The sequence below is a fragment of the Alteribacillus bidgolensis genome (genome assembly GCF_002886255.1).
In the GTDB taxonomy this organism is placed as follows: Bacteria; Bacillota; Bacilli; order Bacillales; family Marinococcaceae; genus Alteribacillus; species Alteribacillus bidgolensis.
Genome location: NZ_KZ614149.1, coordinates 2,639,935 through 2,662,686, shown reverse-complemented (window position 1 = coordinate 2,662,686; position 22,752 = coordinate 2,639,935). Strand labels below are relative to the sequence as shown.

Genomic DNA, 22,752 nt, shown 5'->3' with positions numbered 1-22,752 from the left:
AGTCTTTGTTGCAGAGTTTGTTTCTTAAAAGTGAAGTATGAAGATTAGCGATTATTATTCTTTTGGGTTTTGAGGGGGAAGGGACATGAACGGTAAAAGACTTTCTTCCTTTTCAGTCTTTTGACCTTAGCGGGGTGCAATAACCAGGAGACTCTTCATTTCGAAGGAGAAGGAGAAAATTGGTCTGTGAAATACACTGCCCACATTCAAAAAGCTGACAGGGAGGATATAGAGTACATTATCCGCTATATTGGAGAGGAACCAGCCCCTAAGGTGGTTAATTATGAAATGGATGATATAACGGTGCATGGTGCACCGTTAAATGACGAAGAATTTTTAGAACATAGCGGAAGCGGCTGCAGTGGCTGTGCGGTCACTAATGAAGATGACGAGATAGAAGCCTCCATTCATTGGAACGGAGAAACGGAAAGTTTTAAACTAGAAAACGAGCAATAGGTGCCTGCAAATTATGGTATATATCTTCTTAGAAAAACTTGGCTTACCGCCAAGTCCAAATGCCGGAAGTCGTAGTTTTGCTTATACTTTGATCCTTTAATAAAGTTAAACATTCCTAAAGTAGAAACAAATCATAACATCCGCCTCGTTTAATACGTAATGAACCACAACAGAACGGCGTTGATTATGTATAAACCAGGTCTAATCGACGAGGAATGAAGAAGCAGAAAAATAAAAAATTATTCATCATCTCGTTCTCTTTTTTTGTTTTCTATAAAAGCTTTAAATTGTTCCTTTGACACTCCAGACTCCATTGCTTCCTTTACGACTTCAATCCAAACGTCATCTAGCTCAGTTTCTTTTTCTTGTGAAGTCTGCGGTCCGAGCAAGAGCTGAACAGGGATATTTAACACGTTCGCTATCTGTTCAAGCTTTTGAACAGATGGATATGAATATTTGTCTTCTTCTATTTTTTTCAAATGGCTGGTGGAAATCCCTGTTTTTTGTGCTAGCTCCAATATGGACATATTATTTTTCATCCGATAATGGACGATTCTTTGACCAATCATCCTGTAAATCCTCCTATACAATGTTCCAGTTTCTATGGTGTAAAGTGTTTAAATGTCGAAAAATTATGATATTCATCTATCTTTGTCACAAAAAAGACAAAGAGCTAAATTAATAATACTACAAAAATTTCAGATGTAAAGGTCTGAGAAGGATTCGCTGCCTCCCGATATTAAAAAGCCTATTCGTATAGAATAAAAGCTGCTATTGCCATTTAACTGTTTTTGTGACTTTTTGCATGATCACAAAGAATCTTATAAAATCAAGTTAAATGGAAATGCAGGAGGTAATTGGAAGTGAGGGTCTATGGAAATGATAATAAAGACGCAGAGGCGCGTGAGTGGAAAAGGGGATATTTTTTACTTTCTAATTCACCCATGATGGCGGCTGTGATCGATAAAGAAGATTTTTTCTCTATGGAAATATACAAAGCAGACAAAAAAGGAAAAAAGCCAAAAAAAGCATGGAACAAAGCAAACAAACGTTACCGTTTCTGTCATTATTATAAAATGTATACGGAGCAAAAAGGGAATACCGTAGAGGAATATGCGGTGTTACAAAAAACGATGTCAGCGCCTAAGTAGCGATTGGAGCACGATGTTCAACATTTTTAAATATAGGGCTGTCCCAAAACGCTGCTTTTGAACAGTGAATGGGAGCCCTTTTGTCGATCGGAAGACATTATTCTTTAACAATGCCAACTAAATTAACGGCTGCAATATAAAATGGATAAAAAAGAGCAGCAATTATCACAAACCATTCAGCTCCTAGGTTATCCGTGTCAGCAGGATGATGAGGTAAAGGGATCACATCAGAAAGAAAAATAAAACTAAATAAGGGAACCTAAAAAGATAATATCTCTAATTGGGCTTCTATACAATATAAGGGTTTTCAAATAATATGGAAATACTATCTATTTAAAGCCATTTACTATCCGAAATGCTCTGTTTACTCGCCGTTATTTCCAAAATACTATCCGTTTCCGTACATTTACTATCCATGGTGGTCGGCATCTATTAATCGTGCTGTTAATTAAGCTGGCAGCAAAAGAATTGCTTACGGTACAAGTCAAAAATGAAAAAGTAGATCAAGAAACTACGGACTATCACAAAAAACTGATGGCTAATAAATGTAAAGAATATTTTGCTTAAGAGCAGCATCAGCCACTTCAAACTCCGGCCAAGCTTCAGCTACAATAGAGACAATTGTATGATACTATTGCAATATGACAAAATTCTCGTTCCACCGTATCCTTTTTAATAATGTCACTTTTTATTTTGATTGCGTCGGGACCAGATAATGAGGGGAAGAGGCAGTAATGAAAGGATACCCCCAGCAACGGATAAGGTTGCAAAACTTGAAACTCCTACAATATTCCTGATAGTGCCCCCCCCCCGAGGCCCCTGCCAAAGCGATGAAGACATCAACAGATCCTTGTGTTTTTGCCTGGGCAGGCGGGTTTGTTGCATCTACAATGAGCGCAGTTCCAGTAATCAATCCAACGTTCCAGCCAACCCCAAGTAATGCGAGAGCAATAGCGAGCACTGTAACGGAATGTACAGGTGCAGCAGCTGCAAGAAGCCCGCAGCCAGCAGTGTGAAACCAGAAACGATGGTCAAATTGTTCGTCCAGCCTTATCGACAATTACTCCCGTCACAAGGGATGGCAGGTACATGGCCCCGATATGAATACCAATTACAATTCCTACCTCACTCAAACCATGTCCGTGATTCTTCATGTGTATAGGTGTTATTGTCATAATGCTGTCAAGCAGTTATTACTGAAGGAGGGATTGCCTTTCTTTCAAAAATGACGTTCGAAATAGAACAAAAGCTTGGAATTATACAACCTTTAAAAACGTAAGCGGGATCAGTTGTAAGCGTCATTTTTATGTAGTACACCATAATCACTACTATCCAACTCCTGCGGTCGATGCGTTTACTTCTTTCTTAACCGAGAAAATCGATTTATAAGACATATCGAAATGGAACACGGTACATATAAAATAAGAACACAGCTTGTGTTGCAATGGGTTAAAGAATGGAAAAATGAAGGGGAAACCGTTATAAGCCTCTTCAATAACTGAGAGTTACGCTGGGGGCGCAGAACTCCCCCAGTAAGCGTAAGCTAAGTGGAGAAGTTCAAGAGAAGGGATCAACTATTTTTTCTTCCTGCTGAATGATAAGGTTCTTACGCCAGTTGCGAAATTCGAGGTCGTCAAAAGCGGCGGCCATTTTCATATCGTCAATTGCATACAAGGCATCTTCTAGTGAGCATGTAATGCCGGCTTCACAATGAATACGAGCAAGCTGGCGAGAAAGGTGGAGCATCTCGAGGTTCTCTTCAATTTTGGTGCGCTGTCCTTTTGTTAAGGCATCCAGATTTTCTAGTATTCCTTCGATCGTCTGGTGCTGTTTTAATAGTTTCAAAGCTGTTTTTTCACCGATGCCGCGCACACCGGGATAATTGTCGCTCGTGTCACCCATCAGTGCTTTGACATCCACCATTTGGGACGGGGAAATACCTTTTTCTTCGGTAAAAGAAGCTGCGTTATATTCAGCGTAATGGCCATAGCCTTTTTTCAGAAGCAAAACCGTAACGTTTGGCTGCAGCAATTGAAGCAGGTCTTGATCGCCGGAGAGAATCAATACCTCATTATCCCCGCTGAAAACGCTGCTTAGCGTACCGATGCAATCATCGGCTTCATAGCCTTCAACACCTACGTTTGGAATGTTCAATGCTTCAACAACCTCTCTAGCAAGGTCAAATTGCGGAATCAGTTCCTCAGGAGGAGCACCGCGATTCGCTTTGTAATCAGGGTAGAGGTCATTTCGGAAGGTGTGGCTTCCCATATCCCAGCAGCAAATCACATGTGTTGGCTGATATCGATTAACTGCCGTAAACAGATGTTTGACCAGACCGTATACCCCGTTTGTTGGCAGGCCTTTGCTGTTAACCATATAGTAATTGCTCATGGCTGTCGCGTAAAATGCCCGGAATAAAAGAGCCATTCCGTCCACTAGCATTATTTTATTTTTTTGCATATTCTTTTCCTCTCCTTTTTTCCTACGTTTACTATATCAAAAATTCGAAACGTTGTTCAGTGATATAGGCTGATACTCTGTAACATTTTTATTCCAATAAGTAGTATTTATTGAATAAAAAGGTAATTTTGTGTTGGATTTTACGAACCATTATCATTTAATAATATTAAGTCTATTGGGCTGCTTCTAACGGATTCAAAAAACACGAAATCTCTGAAAATGCTGACTCTCTGGGAAAATTAGCTGAACAATTAAATCAGCAAGTGAAAAAATTCACACCACAGGGATAATTTTTGTATTTTAGCTTTCTGTTATTTTAAAGAAGGAAGGTTATAATATATTTGTTCTCTAGTACAATAGATTGATGGGAGATTCAGACGAACGGAGGGTATATAGATGAAAAAATATATACTGCCATTTTTTATTATCGGTCTTGCTGCTTGTTCGAACGGGCCGACCCAGGAGGAAGTGATGAACGAGTTTGTTTCTGCCTGGAATGAACAGGATTTTGAAACGATGTATACATACCTATCCGAAGAATCACAGCAAAACATTGATAAAAAAACCTTTGTAGAGCGCTACGAGACAATATATGATGGGATCGAAGCTGAGGAGATTACAGTAGAAGCAGCAGAAGTTTCAGAAGAAAAAGAGGAAGACGTTCCTCGGCCGTATGAAGTGTCGATGGAAACAGTGGCCGGAGAAATTTCTTTTGATGATGAAGCCGAGCTTGTGAAAGAAGAATCAGATGATGATGAGACGTGGAAAGTTCATTGGGATTCTTCCTTTATTTTTCCGGAGCTTCAGGAAGAAGAGACCGTTCAAGTCACTTCCGACGAACCGGTTCGCGGCGAAATTTTCGCTCGGGATGGATCTCCGCTTGCGATTAATTCACCGGTTCAACAAGCAGGGCTTGTTCCTGGGAAAATGGAGGATGATTCCATTAAAGAACTGGTGGAACTTCTTGATATCGATGAAGAAGAGATTGAATCAGCGTTAGACGCCGACTGGGTGTCGGATGAGTCCTTTGTTCCTGTAACGAAATTAAGGCCGGATAAAGAGGATATAGAAGAAGACCTTTTAGAAATTGATGGGATAATGATTCAAGAGTCTTCAGCACGCTATTATCCTTTTGCTGAAAAAGCAGCCCATCTCACTGGTTATATCCGTCAAGTAAACGCTGTGGACTTAGAGGAGCTTCCAAAAAATGAGTACGGTGCTGGGTCGGTTGTAGGGAGTACCGGGCTTGAAAGTGTGTATGAGGAAAAGCTCCATGGATCTAAGGGCTGGCGGATCTACATTCCAGAAAGTGATACGACGATTGCTGAAAAAGAAGTGGAGAACGGAACGGATATAACGACGACAATAGACGCTTCTTTTCAACAAAAGATGTATGATGAAATGGAAGGCGACGCTGGTGCTGGAGTGGCGCTTCATCCAAAAACCGGGGAAACACTTGCACTCGTTAGTACACCAGCATATGATCCAAATCATTTTGTATTCGGATGGCCGGACGGAGAATTTGAAGAAGTAAATGAACACCCAGAAACCCCGTTTTCCGCTAGATTTAATAATCGGTACGCGCCAGGATCCACAATTAAGCCGATTACAGCTTCTATTGCTCTACAAAACGGAAGTCTTGATGCAAAGGAAGCGAAAACGATCGAAGGAAAGAGCTGGCAGCCGGATCAGAGCTGGGGCGGCTATAAAGTGACACGCGTTTCCGATCGATTAAATGAAGTGAATTTAAAAGATGCTTTGATTACGTCAGATAATATTTATTTTGCCCAAGCTGCACTTCACACCGGAGCAGAGAATTTTACCGAAGGATTACGCAGCTTTGGTTTTGAAGAAGATATTCCTTACGAGTTTCCGGTCAATGGCTCTGCTATATCAAATGAAGGATTGGATAAAGATATATTACTCGCCGACACGGGATATGGACAAGGCGAAATGCTGATGTCACCGATACATCTGGCAGTGGTATATACACCCTTATTGAATGATGGTGATATGCTAAAGCCAACCCTCGAGCTTAGTGATGATCCAAAAGAAGTATGGCAGGAACAAGTCGTTCCCGCAGAAGATACAGAGATTATTACACAAGGCTTGCGTGGTATCGTTGAAAATGAAAGAGGTTCAGCGTATGAACCCGTTATGAATGAACTAACGATTGCCGGGAAAACAGGAACGGCAGAACTAAAAACGACCCAAGGAGAAGAGGGCGGAACGGAAAATGGCTGGTTTGCGGCCTATGATTATGAAAATGAAGATATGCTGATCACTATGATGATTGAAAATGTACAGGGACGCGGCGGAAGTGAATATACAGTAGAAAAAGTGAAGAACTTGTTTGGTGATTAAAGTCTTGTTTCGAGGCACAATCGTTTGAGGGAAGGCTGAAAGTTAAAAAAGGCAGGGTATTATCCGTGTGGACACGAATACTATACCCTGCCTCATGTATTGGTGTACCATTTAATGAAATATGGGGTGCTGTTCAAGAGGAATTGGAACTCGTTTAGACGAATGTTTTATGAACTAAACATGGCTTGTACACTTAAAAAGCGGGAGAAAAAATATTAACGGGTTCACTTGTTGGGTGCAAACTGGTGAATCACATGGGAAAACACATGTTCAATCACAGAAATATCCAATGGAATTCACAGTATGATTCACACAAAAAGAGCTTGGATAAGAAAAAATCCAAACTCTTTTTTATTCTTCAACAAACGCACCCATTAGTTGAAGAGTATTACTTATAACTTGATATCATATTCCATTCTCTTTGCTATTTCTTTAGAAACTGATTTTCCATAAATCCGAGAAATTAGATGGAAGGACATGTTAATACCTGCTGAAATACCACCAGATGTAATAATTGACCCTTCATCAATAAATTTAACATCACGAAGCACTGATACTAAAGGAAAATCATTTTCTAATCTATCAATGTCCATCCAATGTGTGGTAGCCCTTTTTCCATTTAAAAGCCCTGATTTAGCAAGGAGAAATGCACCTGTACAAACAGAAGTCATAAATTCTGTCTTTGATTGTTGTTTCTCTATCCATTGAATTACTTTAGGGTTATTGATTTCAATTTCTTCAGCACCATATCCCCCTGGAATAATAATAATATCTAATTTAGGATGGTTATTAAAACTATAGTCTGGAGTAACCTTTAGACCATTTCTGGCTGAAATCATTTCTCCATCTTCTGAGATTGTTTCAACTATAAACGGCTTAATATCCGAATCAGGTAAAGTTGCCAAAGAAAAAACCTCAAATGGTCCAGCAAAATCTAATACTTCCACTTCATTAAATATTAAAATACCAACAGTACGTTGAGACATTCCAATCCCTCCCCTGAGTTATAAATGGATTACCTTTATTGAACAATCCTGCCAAATAGCATAAAAACGAATACTCTTTTTCAGCATTCGCCACCCAATAGTTTAACAATGACAATTTTTTTATTTACTTTGGAAAATTCGATTCCTTTGATGCTTTTTTATATCTTCTTAGAATTACAAACGTTCCTGGAAGATTTAATAGTAAGGCTATAAGAGCTAAATACCACCAAATATCCATAGGTCTAAACAAATTAAGTATAAGAATAAAATTTACACTGATATTCATTATCAAATAAGGATAAAGTTGTTTTTTATTCATTGAAATTACCCCTATTCAACTTTTAAAATTTTACCATAAAAACCCAAAACCCTTATTAAACATTACTGCTCCGTTAGTTGAAGAATAATCTCTTATCAGTTCTTATGTCCTTCTACTATTCATTTTATCATTTATATCCAAACCCCTTCATTAAGCACGACCAATCACACACAAAATCGCAAAAAAAATCACAGTCAGGAAATAATTTTTTCTCCCCCTTGCGAATTTGGGTGTGATTCAAGGTGTGAATGTATGAACGAGATATAGGAATCCTTTATATAACAATAAAAAAACGCATGAGAATTTCGTTGTGAAATCTCATGCGATTTGGTCTGTGAATGACTTGTTTGCACGTCTGAAGTGAACCCGTTAGAGTCTTCTTTGACGAAAGTACAACAAAGCACAACTGTAACCAATGCAGGCTGCGAAATAAGCCAAGCTGCTGATCATTCTATATTTGAAAACGTTATATTATATCCCTTTAAAAGAGCTCATATCAGCAATGTGATTTCTAATACTCAAAAAGTTTTTGCAATTTTAAATATTGACAATGGTGAATTTTTAGATTATTATAAATTCAAATAAAGGCGAATGATCATTGTGGGAGAGCGCAAAGCTTAGCCACCGAAGGAGCAAGTTCCAAAAACAAACCCTTGGAACCAATCTCTCAGGTATATGTACCACAATGAGACGCATCTCTGGAGAGCGCATTAATTAATGCCACCAAAGGGGCTGCCTTACTAAAGGCTAAACTCTCAGGTAAAAGGACAGAGAAGGGTGAACATACCACCTTTCTCTGTCCTTTTTTATGTCCAAAATTATTTCGAAGGAGGACTCTTTATATGAGTGTAAAAGTGAATGATCCGAAGATTTATGAAGCGATCGAACAAGAAAAGTCACGCCAGCATAATACGTTGGAATTGATTGCATCAGAAAATTTTGTGAGTCCAGATGTGTTAGAAGTAATGGGAAGTGAACTGACAAATAAATATGCAGAAGGCTATCCTGGCAAGCGTTATTATGGAGGATGTAAATATGTGGATATAGTCGAGGATCTTGCTATGGAACGTTTAAAATCGTTGTTTGGTACGAAGTACGCTAATGTTCAATCGCATTCAGGTGCACAAGCAAATTTAGCAGTATTTTACGCTTTACTTAAACCTGGGGATAAAGTAATGGGTATGGATCTGTCTCACGGAGGTCATTTAACACATGGGAGTCCAGTTAGTATATCAGGAAAATGGTTTGATGTTGTGTCATATGGAGTACGAGAAGATAATCAAACGATTGATTATGAAGAATTGGAAGCCATAGCAATGAAAGAAAAGCCCAAATTAATCATCGCTGGAACAAGCGCTTACCCTAGAATAATCAATTTCGCCAACTTTAGAGCGATCGCAGACAAAGTGGGAGCGATTTTAATGGTCGATATGGCACACATTGCCGGCCTGATAGCTGGAGGTGTCCATCCTTCGCCGCTTCCATATGCAGATGTGGTAACCAGTACTACGCACAAAACATTACGAGGTCCGCGTGGGGGATTTATTTTGTCGAACGATGAAGAAATGATAAAAAAAGTCAATAAAGCTGTTTTTCCAGGAATCCAAGGCGGCCCTTTAATGCACGTTATTGCTGCTAAGGCAGTAAGTTTTCTTGAAGCATTAGCCCCAGATTTTACTATCTATGCAAAACAAGTAATGAGCAATGCATATACCTTGGGAGAGGCACTTAAACAACATGGAGCTTCCTTAGTATCAAATGGAACGGATAACCACCTTGTCCTTTTAAATGTCGAATCGTGGGGACTAACAGGAAAAGAAGCAGAACAATATTTGGAGCAAGCTGGAATAACGGTTAATAAAAACACCATTCCATTTGATTCGCAAAGCCCTTTTGTTACTAGCGGCATTCGAATGGGAACAGCTGCCTTAACAACCAGGGGGATGAAAAATGACGAAATGAAGGATATAGCAAAAGTTATAGCTTCCATCTTAAAAAACAAAGGGAGTGCATCAGCTCTTAATAAGGCTAAAGAGACAACAAAGTCGATATGCCAACGTTATCCAGTATTCCAACCTTCGATAAAAGTATAAGAATGTCGCAGATATACTCCTGCTCCCTATACAGGATGAAGTCACTAAAGATTATTGCATTAATTAGGCGGAGGAGGTAACACCATGGAATTTAAAAGTTGTTTTGACATTATCGGCCCTATCATGGTCGGTCCCTCAAGCTCTCATACAGCAGGTGTTGTTTCTATTGGAAATTTTATTTATGAACTTTTAGGCGGCCCTCCTGAATATGCTTCCATCACACTTTATGAATCGTTCTCTGAAACTCATTTGGGCCATGGTACAGATAAAGCTTTAGTAGGTGGAATGTTAGGAATGCGTACAAACGATTCAAATATTAAATCCGCAGTGGAAATTGCTAATAAGCGAGGGTTTATCTTTGACATCCATCTACAGGATTACTGTCCTTATTTTTCTCATCCGAATACGGTAAAAGTAGAAGCTGGAAGACAAGGATATACAATGGTTGCAGGGGGAGCCTCTTTAGGCGGCGGCCTGTCAAAAATCTTTTTATTAAATGGAAAAACAGTAGATATACCAATAAGTACAAATGAAAATATTTCGAAGCTTGCACAACCTTACATGTGCAGTTTAAAAAGACAAACTTCATTGGGAGGATCTTATGAAGATTGAATCAATGAAGGAGCTGATTCAACAATGTGAAGAAGAGGGAAAAACAATCAGTGAAGTTATGTTGGATATGGAAGTTGAAAATTCTGGAAAAACCCATGAAGCATTAATTGATAAAATGACAGCTCGTTTACAACAAATGAAAGATACCATTGACCTCGGTATTCAGGATCCATCATCTTCACCTAGCGGAATTTCTGGCGGAGATGCACTACGTGTTAATGAGTATGTAAAAAAAGAATCTATTCTCTCGGGCAATTACATTGGTGATGCGATGAGTTTCTCTATAGCAACTTCTGAAAGTAATGCCAAAATGGGGATTATAGTAGCAACGCCTACTGCTGGAGCTGCGGGCGTATTGCCAGGTGTTCTCTTTTCTTTACACAAAAACGATAATACTCCTTTTGAAAAATTAGTAGAAGGATTATTTACCGCAAGCGCCCTTGGATATGTCATTGCTAATCGATCATTTATTTCAGGGGCAGCAGGAGGGTGCCAGGCAGAAGTAGGTTCTGCTACGGCCATGGCTGCAGGGGCCATCGTAGAACTTAAAGGCGGGTCACCTGAACAAGCGGTTCATGCTGCAGCTATTGCTCTTAAGTCATTATTGGGATTGGTATGCGATCCAGTAGCAGGGCTTGTCGAAGTACCTTGTATTAAACGGAATGTTATGGGCACTGCCATAGCATTTTCAGCTGCTGATTTATCTCTGGCAGGGGTAAAAAGCAGAATTCCATGTGATGAAGTGATTAAAGCCATGTATGATATTGGCAGCGAAATGCCTCGAACTCTAAAAGAAACTGCACTTGGCGGGCTGGCTGCAACGGAAACCGGCCAACAAGTAAAAGAAAGAATGTTTAAGAAAAAAGGTGGTTTCGAGTAAAGGAAAAGTGCTCTCTATATGGTTATAACTTTTACTACTCCAGCCTTTAAAAAATTGAAAACATTGAAACAAGAAATCAAGAAAACACGAATAGGTAAAACTGTCCAAAAATACGAGAGGGCCTTCACATTCCTACATTGAAATAATGAGTAATCAAGAAAAAAATAAAGATAACCTTACTTCAATGAGGGAGTTTACATTTGCTAAAGTATCAAAGTAAAACTACGTCTTCCACCTTGGCGGCAAGCCGAGTTTTTTTAAAAAGAATTTGCTTGTTTTACCATTTCTTCATTAGAGTGTTAGTTCCGGCCTGCATCGCTTGCAAGGCCGAAACCTTCTGTTTCCGCTTCTTGTACGCTCCTGAAAAATAATACATTGATCCTTTTGGGGGTTTTAGAAGAGCAGGATGGTCTGCATATACCTGTCGTCCTTATAGCATAATAAAACATTTCAAAGCTTATTACCAGTTATGACAGCCTCCCATTTTGGATCAGAAGACAAGGGGGAAGTGTATGTGTATTCCATGATAATCAGCCTCCGTGAAGCGATATTGTTATAAAGCTTTTATTTCACATCATGGGTACTTTTCAATTTACTTTCTTGCCTTGTAGTACTTGAGTTCGAATAAGAGAATACAAATCATTCGTACTCTATGTCTGCAACATTTATCTCTATAAAAAAGGTGACAAGAATGAATGCTTCTCTGATGCATCGTTTTAAAGCGTTTATGATTGACTATGTCTTTATTTTTGCTTACCTAGGTCTGCTTCTTGTGATAAATGTGTTTTTCTTTCCGTCCATGCAAATGTGGTTCAGTGGATCGCTTATTACAGCGCAGTTTGCAGGTTTCTTCATGGTGACTTTGCCGGTATCTCTCTACTTTATTATTAGTGATTCCAAAATTGGTGGTCAATCGTTGGGTAAACGGAAAATGGGGCTTCGCGTCGTCGATAAAAACGGGGAAGGTCTTTCTTTACGACTCGGTTTTTTTCGAACGTTATTAAAGTTTCTGCCATGGGAACTGTCACACTTTTTCGTGTATCGGATAATCAGTGCTGGAGATGGAGAAATATCGTTCACTTTTTATGTTATGGGAGGAATGGTTTATATACTTATATTCGTGTATATATGGAGTGCGGTGGTTACGAGAAAGAAACAATCACTATGATCTGATAACGAAAACTCGCGTTATAAATGTTTCTCCTTCATAAATGGGATTGTTTTATGAAAATATCCGGCTAGGAAAGGATTGCTTATCCTTAGAAAGAGGCAATCCTTTTTGTACCGGATAAAGGGGCCTGGAATTGTCCTTATGAGAACGGGGATGCAGTGGACAACGTTATGAAAAATGAATGATTTATTTAAAATACATACTGTTCCTTTTTATACTTTAAGAATGTTTAACTTTGTTAAAGGATTAAAGTATAAGCAAAACTACGACTTCCGGCATTTGGACTAGGCGGTAAGCCAAGTTTTCCTAATTATGCACCTTCTTCTGTCTCTTCCTCGCTGTCATCTTCTGCGTCATCTAGTTCTAAATCACCTTCTTCCATTTCTTCCTCTTCTGCTCCTTCCTCTTCTGCTCCTTCTTCTTCTGTTCCTTCTTCTTCTGTTCCTTCCTCTTCTGTGTTCTGTTCTGTATCTTCATTCAAATCGGTTCCTGCGTCTTCTGCTGGTTCCTCTTCCACGGCCGGTTCCTCTTCTTCCGCTTCTCCGCCGCAAGCTGTAAGTACTCCCATGGCCATTAAAGCTGAAGCAGCAGTGTAAAGCATTTTTTTGTTCATCTTGTAAATCCCTCATTTCAGGTTAGATTTTGGGCGCTGATTTTACATGAGAAAAGACTAAGACTTCTCCCATTTGGACTTAGCAGAAAGCCAAATTTTTCTAATCAGCTAAAGCTAACCTACCAGAGGGGGGGAGATTCGTCTATGTCTTGCGTCTGTTTTTGAAGCTGTTTTATATTATCACATGACATTATGGTAATTATTGGTTTAAATTGAAATTGTTAGGGACGATTGTTAATTTGCTTTTAATATCATTAAATTTGTAAATTTTCGCAAGGAAGATTTTTATAAATGAATAAAAATCCGTGTGGGGATATTCTAAACTTTTGGCTTCCATGTTTTTAGGATCACTAGTATTGATTAGAACCGAGTTTATTTCTCAAATGCGACGTGCATATTACGATTAATACTTTCTTACGGCGCCCATGAATAATAATCAAATCATTGTAAGAATAAAAGGATGTGACCAATGAGTGGAGAAAGCAAAGATCAATGCAAGCTAGCTCTTTGTTCTGATGTTTTTGTTCGGACATGGTAGTGCTATCTTGATCCCTCTTGGTATTGATGCAAAGCAAGATGCCTGGATTGCCGTTCTTTTAGGAATGGCAGGCGGCTTGTTCATGTTTTTTATCCATTACCGTCTTTATAGATGTTATCCGGATATGATGCCAACAGAGTATATACAAAAAATAATCGGGAAATGTTTCGGCAAGATTCTTGCTTGTGTTTATATCGTGTATTTTTTATATCTTGCTGCAAGAATATTGCGGGATTTTGGTGAAATGCTCGTAACGTTCTCCTATCAGGAGACTCCGCTGTTTATTACCAATGTCCTGCTGCTTCTTGTCATCGTATATGCAGTCTGTAAAGGCATTGAAGTATTAGCGAGAATGGGAGAATTCCTTTTTGTATTAATATATATATTTGCGGTTGTTGGATTCTTATTACTTGTGATTTCCGGTGTCATGGATTTAAACAATTTGAAACCGGTTCTCGAAGAAGGTATAGGTCGTGTGCTTAACACCTTCTTTACGCAAACATGGTACGTTTCTTTTGGAGAGATTATCGTTTTTACTATGATACTGCCATATGTCAACAGACCGAAAAAAGTGAAAATTGCTGGAATGTCGGCCATTGGTATTGTCGGCATTAATCTTGCGATTGTTATGGCAGTTAATATCACGGTTCTTGGTGTTGATATTTATACACGCTCGCAGTTTCCTCTCCTTTCCACAATCCAATCGATTCAGGTGGCCGAATTTCTGGAACGGTTAGATGTCTTTTTTATGATTGCGCTTATTATCGGTGGTTTTATTAAAGTAAGTATCTTTTTTTATGCAGGCGTGATCGGAACATCTATCTTGTTTAACGTGAAAGAGAAGGTGAAGCTTGTCTATCCGCTTGGAATTGTCGTCTTGTTTTTTTCCATGATTGTTGCAAGCAGTATCTCGGAACATAACTATGAAGGGATGCGGTTAATACCGCTGCTATTGCATTTACCTCTTCAAATCATTATTCCTGTTTTGCTGCTGCTTCTTGCTGTTTTAAAAAAACGTCATTGAAACTGTTAAAAATGCTACTGTTGTTGTGATTTCTTTTCATTAGTCAATATTGTTGGATGAAGAAAGATCAGTTTCTCATTATCAAACCAATAAAAATAATAAAAAGCATATAGAAACAGAATAGTTTATACATAATGTCAAAGAATAGAGGACAAGTATAAATAATGTCTTATAGGAGGCAATGTGATGGAACAGAACATAAAACTAACAGCTGCGGAACTTTCACAGCTTTGGACTTCTTATCAAAATGACAGCGGTTCCATATGTCTGTTAGAACATTTTTTGGCAACTGTTGAAGACAACGAGATTCGTCCCATTTTAGAGCACGCTTTACATTTGTCGAAAACACATATCGAAAAAATAACAGCCATTTTTACCGAAGAAAACTACCCGCTCCCAAAAGGATTTTCGGTAAATGAAGATTTACAATTAAAAGTTCCGCGATTGTTTTCTGACCATTTTATGCTGCAGTTCATGAACCAGATGGCGCAAATTTCCTTAAATGGATATAGTGTATCAAAATCTTTAGCCGTTCGATCGGATATTGATGAGTTTTATTCACAATGTCTAACGGAAGCGATTCAACTAGATACCATGGTAAAAAACACATTGTTATCGAAAGGGCTTTATATTCGATCACCGTATATTCCGTATCCTGAAAAAGTGGATTTTGTCAAAAAGCAAAACTTTCTTACGGGTTGGTTAGGTGAAAGAAGGCCATTACTATCATTGGAGATGACAAATATTTACGCTAATTTTCAACGAAATGCGTTAGGAATAGCGACCTTAGTTGGTTTCAGTCAAGTAGCAAATTCAAATAATATTGCCCAATACTTTGTACGAGGTAAACGGCTTGCATCCAAGCATAATGAAATATTCAGCTCTTTATTGCGTGAAGATGATCTTCCTGTTTCGATGCCTTCTGATACGTATGTAACGGAGTCTAGAATCCCTCCATTTTCCGACAGGCTGATGATGTTTATCGTTACTTCTTTAATTGCATTAGGAGTTGGATATTACGGAACAAGCATTTCTACATGTCTAAGACGTGATTTAACGGTACACTATGATCGTCTCTTACAAGAAATACTCAAATATTCAGAGGATGGTGCGAATATTCTTATTGAAAACGGCTGGATGGAAGAGCCTCCCCGTGCTAGTGACCGCGATGGGTTAGCGAATACTTAATAAATAGTGGGGGGACAAATAGATGACCAGATAATACTTATAGGTGTTATTAAATAGTGCAGTTAAACTTTGATGGAGGTTGACATAAATGCAAACCAATCACGACGCATCATTAACATCAGCAGAAATTTCCCAGCTCTGGGGGTCTTACCAGAACGATACCTTGGCTGTTTGTGTCCTTCGCTATTTTCTGGAACACGTGGAAGATAACGATATCCGTACCGTATTAAAATATGCTTTGGAAATATCACAATCCCATGTAAAAACGTTAACTTCTATTTTTAGCGACGAAAACTTTCCTATTCCTGTAGGTTTTACGGAGAATGATGTCAATGTAAATGCCCCGCGCTTATATTCAGATGCGTTCGTGCTGTTTTATTTGCAGCAGATCGGGAAACTAGGGTTGAATGCGCATAGCGTATCAACTGCTTTATCAGCGCGTCCAGATCTCCACCAATATTTTATGGAATGTTTGAATGAATACGGTAATCTCCATGGAATGGCGAATGACATATTACTAGCTAAAGGACTCTATGTACGTCCGCCTTACATGCCGTATCCTGACAAAGTTGATTTTGTGACAAAGCAAAGGTTTCTTTCGGGATGGTTTGGTAAACGCAGGCCTTTGGTTTCTTTAGAAATCTCGAATCTTCATGATAATATCCAGAGGAACTCTTTAGGGACAGCGATGGTTATGGGATTCAGTCAAGTTGCAACGTCAAAAAATGTTTCCCAGTACATGGTAAGAGGGAAGGAAATTGCAGCAAAACATACTGAAATATTCGGTTCGATATTACGTGAAGGTGATATACCAGTCCCCGTTTCATGGGATTCGGAGGTGACAACATCTACAACGGCTCCGTTTTCAGATAAACTGATGATGTTTCACACAACTGCACTTATTGCTATTGGTATGGGCTACTACGGAACAAGTATGGCAACAACGATGAGGCGTGACATTCAAGTGCATTATTCTCGTTTAACAATGGAACTTGGCAAGTATGCCGAGGATGGAGCAAATATTATGATTGAGAACGGATGGATGGAAAATCCACCACAAGCTCCAGATCGAAATGAGTTGGCAAAAAAATAATAGAAAAAGAATTTATGAAAAATGCAGGAACGCTTCACCTAGCTCGTCAACGGTTAACACGAATAACAATATTGAGTGAAATTGAACACGCAGTGGTGACGTTAAAAGCCAGGAGCCAAATCTTATAAGGACATTCGTTATATCTAATAAAACATAGTCTATTGATGATGTAGGGGCAGTTCCTTGTCACATGCTAAAACGATAAAATCACATAATTTGCCCTTTTAAAACAAAGTATCATAAGTCTTTAAGTCTTTATTAGAGTGCACTTTTTCGCCTGCACTCCACAAACTAAACAGGGTCGTAAACGATAAAGTTAGGTGAATGTGCATATGGATTCTAATTGGATGTCAATTATCCCTTTTTTAGTAGTGATGCCCATCGCAATTTTTACAAGACAAGTGCTTCCTGGACTGATATTAGGCTTGCTCGTTGGTTCTTACATTGTCTCCCCTTCTGTCATCGGCGGGATGCAAACGATGCTTGGATATGTGGTGGAAGCATTAATTGATGAAAACAACATAAAAATTATTGTGTTTTTATATGCTTTTTCTGGTCTGATCGGGATGATTAAATTTTGCGGCGGGATTAAAGGGTTTGTCGAAACAGCATCTGAAAAAATAACTTCAAAAAAAGAGGCCTTGTTTCTTACTTACATTTCAACGATTGGAACATTCAGTGCGCCGACGTTCCGCTTCGTTACGATTGCACCGATTATGAAAGCACTACTTAAAAAAGTGAAAATGAGCACGAAAGAACTTGGATTTGTGATTGAGACCACTTCTACTCCCATTATTGTGTTAATACCCGTGGCTACCGCTTTTGTAGGGTATATGGTATCGGTCGTGCAAATTTCTGTAAAAAATCAAGCAGGCACAGGAGATCCGTACGATTTGTTTCTGCAGAGCATTCCTTTCAATTTTTTTGCCATCGTTATTATTTTACTGGGGATATACTTAAGCTTTTTTCATCACTCCAGCTCTGATGCTCCGACTCAAATAGAAGACAACAAGGAAAAGGAAGAAGATGAGGATGATTGGCATGATTGCCACCCGGCGGTTGCAAGAGAACTGCCTACCAAGCCGTGGAACTTGATTCTTCCTGTTGCTGTTGTTATCAGCTTGACATTATTTTTGACGTGGTGGGATGGAAACGTTCAAGGCTATGCTTTCCCGCAAGCTTTTATTGAAGCAGATGTGTTAGAAGCCATGGTGATTGCGCTTTTAATTACAACGCTTCTTACAGTCGTTTTTTTCTTATTTCAAAAGTTTAAATTAAAAGATATTATTAACAGCTTTGTCGTCGGCGGAAATGAATTGATGTCGGTGATTGTGCTGTTGTCAGTCGTATGGGGATTATCTTCGGTCACCGAAGAGCTCGGCTTTTCTGATTTTGTTACGGAACATAGCGGCTGGATTCCTGAAATGTTTATTACGCCGCTTATGTTTGTGTTTGGTGCAGCGGTTTCTTATTTTATTGGTTCCGCCTGGGGGACGTGGGGGATTTTAATGCCGCTTGGAGTGTCGCTGTCGACAGCAGCCGATATCTCTTTGCCTTTGATTATAGGAGCTGTATTTGCGAGCGGTTCGTTTGGAGCCTTTGCTTCCCCGTTAAGCGATGATACTAATACGATTGCAAGAATTTTAAATTTAACCGTGGTCGATTATGCGCATTACAAATTAAAACCAGCATTAATAGCAGCTTGCATTGCTACGGTTCTTTACGCAGGCACTTCCTTCTTTTTTTAAGATCGCAGAATTTTCACCATTAACAGGGGATTGGTTTATGCACGTTGTCCTCCTTTCAAAAGGTCACGATTATTGTCAAAGCAAATAGAATAAAAAGCAAAGTAGTTTACCCGATGCCAAAAAATTTTAGAGTGACAGCGGTTATTAACAATCAGTTTACGGACTCACCAAATACAACGCAGATCGCCAGCGGGGCTGGGAAAAGCAGTGCAGCTGGAAATAATGCTGCTCTTAACTCATCGAACACAGAGCAGCAGCAAAGTGTGGGAGCGCAAGGGCTAAAAAGAAAAAACCGAAAGAAACAAAATGAAATTGTAATAGCTATTAATAATCAAAAGAATCGAACAAAGGGCACTCAATCAGCAGCTACCCAAGTAGGGAAGCGGCTGCAAGGGAGCATTAGGTCTTAATAAAGGAATGAAAAATAAACAAAAGAAAAAGAAGAAAGCAAGCAAACGAAAGAGTCGCTAAAAGCGTTAGGCTATTTTGCACTTATTTAATTTTCATATTTCTAAAAATCTTTCAAAAAACTCCGGGATATAAAAGTTTCGGAGTTTTTTTGCGTCATCAATAAGCATACCTATAAGTAAAGTGACCACCATAGGAAAGGGTGAATAAAGTGACAGACCCAAGCTGCAAGCAAGTAAAATAATACACGGGGACAAGAAGCAGTGTATGTTAAACAATAAATTGGATCCAGACATTACCGAAAATCCAGAGAAACTGGTCGTTTACGGAGGTATGGATGTGCTCGATATCGTACACAACCCCGCACCTCATGCAGCAGATCCAGGGGGATGTACACCGAAGTAGTATTTAAAGCTGTCCAATTAGCAGGTCAGCATCCGAAAGTAAAAGCCACGATACTGTTTGTGGAGCCTGAGAAAAGATGTCGCGGAACAATCCGTGAAAAGTGGTCCATACCATGCTGTCCTTTTTAACAGGTAAGAGTGGGGAAGTGGAATAAATGGTGGTATTAACAGGTGATTCCCTTCGTTTTTCAGAGATAAGGAAAGTACTATTTGAAGGTGAGACAGTCATTGCTTCCGACAAAAGTATGGATGATGTAAAAAGAAGCCGTAAAGCCGTGGAAGATATCGTAGAAAAAGAGAGGGTTATTTACGGCATTACCACAGGCTTTGGAAAATTCAGCGATGTTCTTATTCAAAAAGAAGATGTTAAAAAGCTTCAAAAAAACTTAATATATTCGCATGCATGCGGGGTGGGGGATCCGTTTCCTGAAATCGTTTCACGGGCTATGCTGCTATTGAGGACAAATGCACTTTTAAAAGGATATTCCGGGGTGCGTCCTCTTTTAATCAATCGTTTGATTGAATTACTAAATAAACGTATTCACCCGGTGATACCTCAGCAAGGATCGCTTGGAGCAAGCGGTGATTTGGCGCCGCTATCCCACTTAGCATTAGTCCTTCTTGGTGAAGGAGACGTGTTTTATAAAAAACAAACAATCCCAGCTGATACTGCCTTAAAAAAAGAAGGGATTTTACCGATTATATTAACAGCAAAAGAAGGGCTGGCTCTTATAAACGGAACCCAGGCGATGACAGCAATGGGTATTATTGCTTATTTGAAAGCAGAAAAGCTGGCCTATCAATCGGAGATCATAGCTGCACTCACGATGGAAGGACTGCGCGGAATCATTGATGCGTTTGATGAAGATATTCATTTGGCACGAGGCTATTCAGAGCAAATAGAGGTGGCAAAACGGATCCGTCATTATTTAAAAGGCAGTCATTTAACGACAAGACAAGGAGAACTGCGGGTACAGGATGCTTATTCTCTCCGGTGCATTCCACAAGTTCACGGAGCAACATGGCAGACGCTTCATTATGTAAAAGATAAGCTAGAAATAGAAATGAATGCCGCCACAGATAATCCGCTTATTTTTGATAATGGGAGAAAAGTGATTTCCGGCGGAAATTTTCACGGACAGCCGATCGCATTGGCACTGGATTTTTTAGGGATTGCTGCAGAAGAACTCGCTAATATGTCAGAACGCCGTATTGAACGGCTCGTTAACCCGCAATTGAATGATTTACCCCCATTTTTAAGTCCAGAACCAGGCCTGCAATCTGGAGCGATGATTATGCAGTATACAGCAGCTTCTCTCGTGTCGGAAAATAAAACGCTGGCACACCCGGCCAGTGTCGATTCGATTCCATCCTCGGCGAACCAGGAAGATCATGTCAGCATGGGCACGATTGCGGCAAGACATGCAGCAAAAATTATTGAAAATGCTACGCGTGTGCTAGCTATTGAAGCCATTTGCAGCATGCAAGCAGCTGAATACCAGGGAAAAGATAAAATGGCTCCTAAGACGAGAACATTTTTAGAAAAAGGAAGAGCTGTCGTACCGTTCATCACAGCAGATAGAATGTTTTATAAAGACATCGAAGCGATGTATCGATGGTTGAAAAAAAGTACCGCGGAATTCTAATAAAAAATTATAACAACGTGCCGGTAAAAACAATTGAAATATTTGTATCTCCAAAATAGGAGCTGCTATGTTGGCAGCTCCCCTCTCACTTCTGCTTGGTTTATTTCTGTTATACCTCTTTCGGAGCAGATCAAGCCGTCCAAGTTTCTTTTCATGACATATTTTCTACTTCTGCAGATATACCTTGGCCTACGCCGATACACATTGTAGCCAGGCCTAATCCAGCATCTTGCTTTTTCATTTCATGAATTAAGGTCGTTAATATTCTCGCACCACTGGCTCCTAATGGATGCCCAAGGGCAATGGCCCGCCGATGACGTTTACTTTTTCCCGATTTAATTCGAGTTGTTTTAGACATTCGAGAGATTGAGAAGCGAAGGATTCATTTAGTTCTATCAGGTCAAAGTCAATGCTTTTCAAGTGATTTCGTTTCATTAATTTCTGGGTAGAGGCAATCGGACCGATCCCCATAACAGATGGCTCTACGCCGGTTGCTGCAGAAGCTTTGAACTGTACTATGGTTTTAAGCCGAGTTCTTTGGCACGGACAGCACTCATAATTAATAAGGCAGAAGCCCCGTCATTTACACCAGAAGCATTTCCTAAACACAAGAATCTTCCTCTATATCTGTTCTTGATCACGATGATGTCGTGTACGTTGCCCATGTACCTACTGAACGTATTATGACTATTTCCTTGAATGTAGGTTCGCGTCTGCCTGCTTATGCTACCTCAATGGGGAAAGTATTGCTTGCTTATTTACCAGAAGCAGAAAAAGAGGCATATTTACACGATTTATCAGCAGAGAAATTAACAGCAAACACAAAAGTGGAGCCGGAGGAATTACGTGAAGCACTATATGTAAATTAAAGAACAGGGCTGGTCGTTTGCAGATGAAGAGTTAGAAGAAGGTGTTCGTTCTATTGCAGTGGGCCGATTTATAATAATCGACATGAAGTCTATACTGCTGTGAACTCTTCTGCCAATGCAGGCAGAGTGAGCGGGAGACATATGAAAGAAAAATATCTTCCATTATTAAAGAGCATGGCCAGCCGAATAATGACTTAGCTGCTTATCAAAGTTCTTTTAATCTTTAGGAAACGGATATTTTGCAGGAGGGATGTAAAAAGGAATTTTCAACTCCGGCAGAAGTTAAAATATAATGGGAGTGGTTCTATTGCCATCATTTGCAATGATTACACGGAGACTGCTGCCAGCATTATCATTTGCTGAATACATGTATACATATGAAAATAAGTATACATAGCGAGAAAGAAGAGGAGGAATATCCCCCCTCTTCTATTCTTACTGTCTACCGCTCATTTGCTGTTCTGCCATTTGGACAAGGCGTTTGGTGATCTCGCCTCCAACAGAACCATTAGATCTTGACGTGGAATCTGCTCCTAGCTGAACGCCAAACTCTTGAGCAATTTCCGTTTTCATTTGATCAAGGGCTTGCTGCATTCCTGGAACGAGAAGTTGATTGGAATTGTTACTTCTGTTTTGTTGTACCATCATGCGACCCTCCTTTTTCTTGTAGTTAGTGTTAATATTTCCTAAAAGAATTAAATCATGCAAAAAAAGCACAAGCAAAAATTT

The 22,752-nt window shown here is 39.4% G+C and carries 23 protein-coding genes, 3 pseudogenes and 1 riboswitch; of the genes and pseudogenes, 17 read left to right on the top strand and 9 right to left on the bottom strand.

What is annotated here, in order from left to right:
• The first annotated feature begins 186 nt into the window (after window positions 1-186).
• Entirely contained in the window at window positions 187-456 is a 270-nt protein-coding gene (locus CEF16_RS13310) for a hypothetical protein (RefSeq protein WP_091583656.1), read from the top strand.
• Between the two features lie 239 nt (window positions 457-695).
• Here CEF16_RS13310 and CEF16_RS13305 read toward each other — a convergent pair whose 3' ends face one another.
• Window positions 696-1,025, bottom strand: coding sequence for a helix-turn-helix domain-containing protein (locus CEF16_RS13305; RefSeq protein ID WP_091583658.1), 330 nt, complete (start codon window positions 1,023-1,025; stop codon window positions 696-698).
• Between the two features lie 294 nt (window positions 1,026-1,319).
• Here CEF16_RS13305 and CEF16_RS13300 point away from each other — a divergent pair, with 294 nt between their 5' ends.
• Both CEF16_RS13300 and CEF16_RS24890 read left to right on the top strand, forming a co-directional pair.
• The gene (locus CEF16_RS13300; RefSeq protein WP_091583661.1) at window positions 1,320-1,607 is read left to right on the top strand and encodes a hypothetical protein; all 288 of its coding nucleotides are present in this window, start codon (window positions 1,320-1,322) and stop codon (window positions 1,605-1,607) included.
• Between the two features lie 438 nt (window positions 1,608-2,045).
• Window positions 2,046-2,174, top strand: a complete 129-nt coding sequence (locus CEF16_RS24890; protein WP_281259174.1) for a hypothetical protein — start codon at window positions 2,046-2,048, stop codon at window positions 2,172-2,174.
• Between the two features lie 114 nt (window positions 2,175-2,288).
• Here the strand turns inward: CEF16_RS24890 and CEF16_RS13295 are convergent.
• Window positions 2,289-2,788: pseudogene (locus CEF16_RS13295) on the bottom strand (MFS transporter); the annotation flags it as partial.
• 376 nt (window positions 2,789-3,164) lie between these two features.
• The gene (locus CEF16_RS13290) at window positions 3,165-4,067 is read right to left on the bottom strand and encodes a 5'-3' exonuclease (protein WP_091583666.1); all 903 of its coding nucleotides are present in this window, start codon (window positions 4,065-4,067) and stop codon (window positions 3,165-3,167) included.
• A gap of 396 nt (window positions 4,068-4,463) precedes the next feature.
• Between CEF16_RS13290 and CEF16_RS13285 the strand changes: the two genes are divergently transcribed.
• Complete coding sequence (locus tag CEF16_RS13285; protein WP_091583669.1) at window positions 4,464-6,431, top strand: penicillin-binding transpeptidase domain-containing protein; 1,968 nt, start codon at window positions 4,464-4,466, stop codon at window positions 6,429-6,431.
• Between the two features lie 392 nt (window positions 6,432-6,823).
• Here CEF16_RS13285 and CEF16_RS13280 read toward each other — a convergent pair whose 3' ends face one another.
• Both CEF16_RS13280 and CEF16_RS13275 read right to left on the bottom strand, forming a co-directional pair.
• On the bottom strand, window positions 6,824-7,417 hold the full coding sequence (locus CEF16_RS13280) for a DJ-1/PfpI family protein (RefSeq protein ID WP_091583672.1): 594 nt from the start codon (window positions 7,415-7,417) through the stop codon (window positions 6,824-6,826).
• Between the two features lie 124 nt (window positions 7,418-7,541).
• On the bottom strand, window positions 7,542-7,736 hold the full coding sequence (locus tag CEF16_RS13275; protein ID WP_091583675.1) for a hypothetical protein: 195 nt from the start codon (window positions 7,734-7,736) through the stop codon (window positions 7,542-7,544).
• 381 nt (window positions 7,737-8,117) lie between these two features.
• Here CEF16_RS13275 and CEF16_RS13270 point away from each other — a divergent pair, with 381 nt between their 5' ends.
• The 4 genes from CEF16_RS13270 (at window position 8,118) to sdaAA (ending at window position 11,321) form a co-directional block, all read left to right on the top strand.
• Complete coding sequence (locus CEF16_RS13270) at window positions 8,118-8,321, top strand: hypothetical protein (RefSeq protein WP_091583677.1); 204 nt, start codon at window positions 8,118-8,120, stop codon at window positions 8,319-8,321.
• Window positions 8,322-8,327: 6 nt separating this feature from the next.
• Window positions 8,328-8,429, top strand: a riboswitch (glycine riboswitch).
• 149 nt (window positions 8,430-8,578) lie between these two features.
• Complete coding sequence (gene glyA, locus CEF16_RS13265; protein ID WP_091583680.1) at window positions 8,579-9,829, top strand: serine hydroxymethyltransferase; 1,251 nt, start codon at window positions 8,579-8,581, stop codon at window positions 9,827-9,829.
• An 84-nt stretch (window positions 9,830-9,913) separates the two neighbouring features.
• Window positions 9,914-10,441 (top strand): serine dehydratase beta chain, encoded by a 528-nt coding sequence (locus tag CEF16_RS13260; RefSeq protein ID WP_091583684.1) that lies wholly within the window; start codon window positions 9,914-9,916, stop codon window positions 10,439-10,441.
• Window positions 10,431-11,321 carry an L-serine ammonia-lyase, iron-sulfur-dependent, subunit alpha gene (sdaAA, locus tag CEF16_RS13255; protein WP_091583687.1) on the top strand — a complete coding sequence of 297 codons (891 nt, stop codon included), beginning with the start codon at window positions 10,431-10,433 and terminating at the stop codon, window positions 11,319-11,321. Before CEF16_RS13260 ends, sdaAA begins: the two co-directional genes overlap by 11 nt.
• 291 nt (window positions 11,322-11,612) lie before the next feature.
• On the opposite strand, the pseudogene CEF16_RS25335 reads toward sdaAA, so the two are convergent.
• Window positions 11,613-11,770: pseudogene (locus CEF16_RS25335) on the bottom strand (Ada metal-binding domain-containing protein).
• 242 nt (window positions 11,771-12,012) lie between these two features.
• On the opposite strand from CEF16_RS25335, the gene CEF16_RS13245 reads away from it, so the two are divergent.
• The gene (locus tag CEF16_RS13245; protein WP_245917862.1) at window positions 12,013-12,489 is read left to right on the top strand and encodes an RDD family protein; all 477 of its coding nucleotides are present in this window, start codon (window positions 12,013-12,015) and stop codon (window positions 12,487-12,489) included.
• Window positions 12,490-12,802: 313 nt separating this feature from the next.
• Here CEF16_RS13245 and CEF16_RS23315 read toward each other — a convergent pair whose 3' ends face one another.
• Window positions 12,803-13,105: a hypothetical protein gene (locus CEF16_RS23315; protein ID WP_091583692.1), complete on the bottom strand. Its 303-nt coding sequence runs from the start codon at window positions 13,103-13,105 to the stop codon at window positions 12,803-12,805.
• A gap of 515 nt (window positions 13,106-13,620) precedes the next feature.
• On the opposite strand from CEF16_RS23315, the gene CEF16_RS13235 reads away from it, so the two are divergent.
• The 7 genes from CEF16_RS13235 (at window position 13,621) to hutH (ending at window position 21,154) form a co-directional block, all read left to right on the top strand.
• Window positions 13,621-14,667 carry a GerAB/ArcD/ProY family transporter gene (locus tag CEF16_RS13235; protein ID WP_245917861.1) on the top strand — a complete coding sequence of 349 codons (1,047 nt, stop codon included), beginning with the start codon at window positions 13,621-13,623 and terminating at the stop codon, window positions 14,665-14,667.
• A gap of 186 nt (window positions 14,668-14,853) precedes the next feature.
• Window positions 14,854-15,855, top strand: a complete 1,002-nt coding sequence (locus CEF16_RS13230; RefSeq protein ID WP_091583695.1) for a DUF3231 family protein — start codon at window positions 14,854-14,856, stop codon at window positions 15,853-15,855.
• Window positions 15,856-15,943: 88 nt separating this feature from the next.
• Window positions 15,944-16,948, top strand: a complete 1,005-nt coding sequence (locus CEF16_RS13225) for a DUF3231 family protein (protein WP_091583698.1) — start codon at window positions 15,944-15,946, stop codon at window positions 16,946-16,948.
• A 332-nt stretch (window positions 16,949-17,280) separates the two neighbouring features.
• Window positions 17,281-18,696, top strand: coding sequence for a Na+/H+ antiporter NhaC family protein (locus CEF16_RS13220; protein WP_091583701.1), 1,416 nt, complete (start codon window positions 17,281-17,283; stop codon window positions 18,694-18,696).
• Between the two features lie 113 nt (window positions 18,697-18,809).
• The gene (locus tag CEF16_RS13215; protein ID WP_139185930.1) at window positions 18,810-19,106 is read left to right on the top strand and encodes a hypothetical protein; all 297 of its coding nucleotides are present in this window, start codon (window positions 18,810-18,812) and stop codon (window positions 19,104-19,106) included.
• 223 nt (window positions 19,107-19,329) lie between these two features.
• The gene (locus CEF16_RS23795; RefSeq protein ID WP_342750501.1) at window positions 19,330-19,509 is read left to right on the top strand and encodes a hypothetical protein; all 180 of its coding nucleotides are present in this window, start codon (window positions 19,330-19,332) and stop codon (window positions 19,507-19,509) included.
• Between the two features lie 154 nt (window positions 19,510-19,663).
• Window positions 19,664-21,154 carry a histidine ammonia-lyase gene (gene hutH, locus CEF16_RS13210; RefSeq protein WP_091583706.1) on the top strand — a complete coding sequence of 497 codons (1,491 nt, stop codon included), beginning with the start codon at window positions 19,664-19,666 and terminating at the stop codon, window positions 21,152-21,154.
• Window positions 21,155-21,305: 151 nt separating this feature from the next.
• Here hutH and CEF16_RS13205 read toward each other — a convergent pair.
• Window positions 21,306-21,756 (bottom strand): annotated as a pseudogene (locus CEF16_RS13205) (3-oxoadipyl-CoA thiolase); the annotation flags it as partial.
• A 48-nt stretch (window positions 21,757-21,804) separates the two neighbouring features.
• Between CEF16_RS13205 and CEF16_RS13200 the strand changes: the two are divergent.
• Window positions 21,805-22,023 carry an IclR family transcriptional regulator domain-containing protein gene (locus tag CEF16_RS13200; RefSeq protein ID WP_096241752.1) on the top strand — a complete coding sequence of 73 codons (219 nt, stop codon included), beginning with the start codon at window positions 21,805-21,807 and terminating at the stop codon, window positions 22,021-22,023.
• 435 nt (window positions 22,024-22,458) lie between these two features.
• On the opposite strand, the gene CEF16_RS13195 is transcribed toward CEF16_RS13200, so the two are convergent.
• Window positions 22,459-22,671 (bottom strand): alpha/beta-type small acid-soluble spore protein, encoded by a 213-nt coding sequence (locus CEF16_RS13195; protein ID WP_281259173.1) that lies wholly within the window; start codon window positions 22,669-22,671, stop codon window positions 22,459-22,461.
• Window positions 22,672-22,752 lie beyond the last annotated feature (81 nt).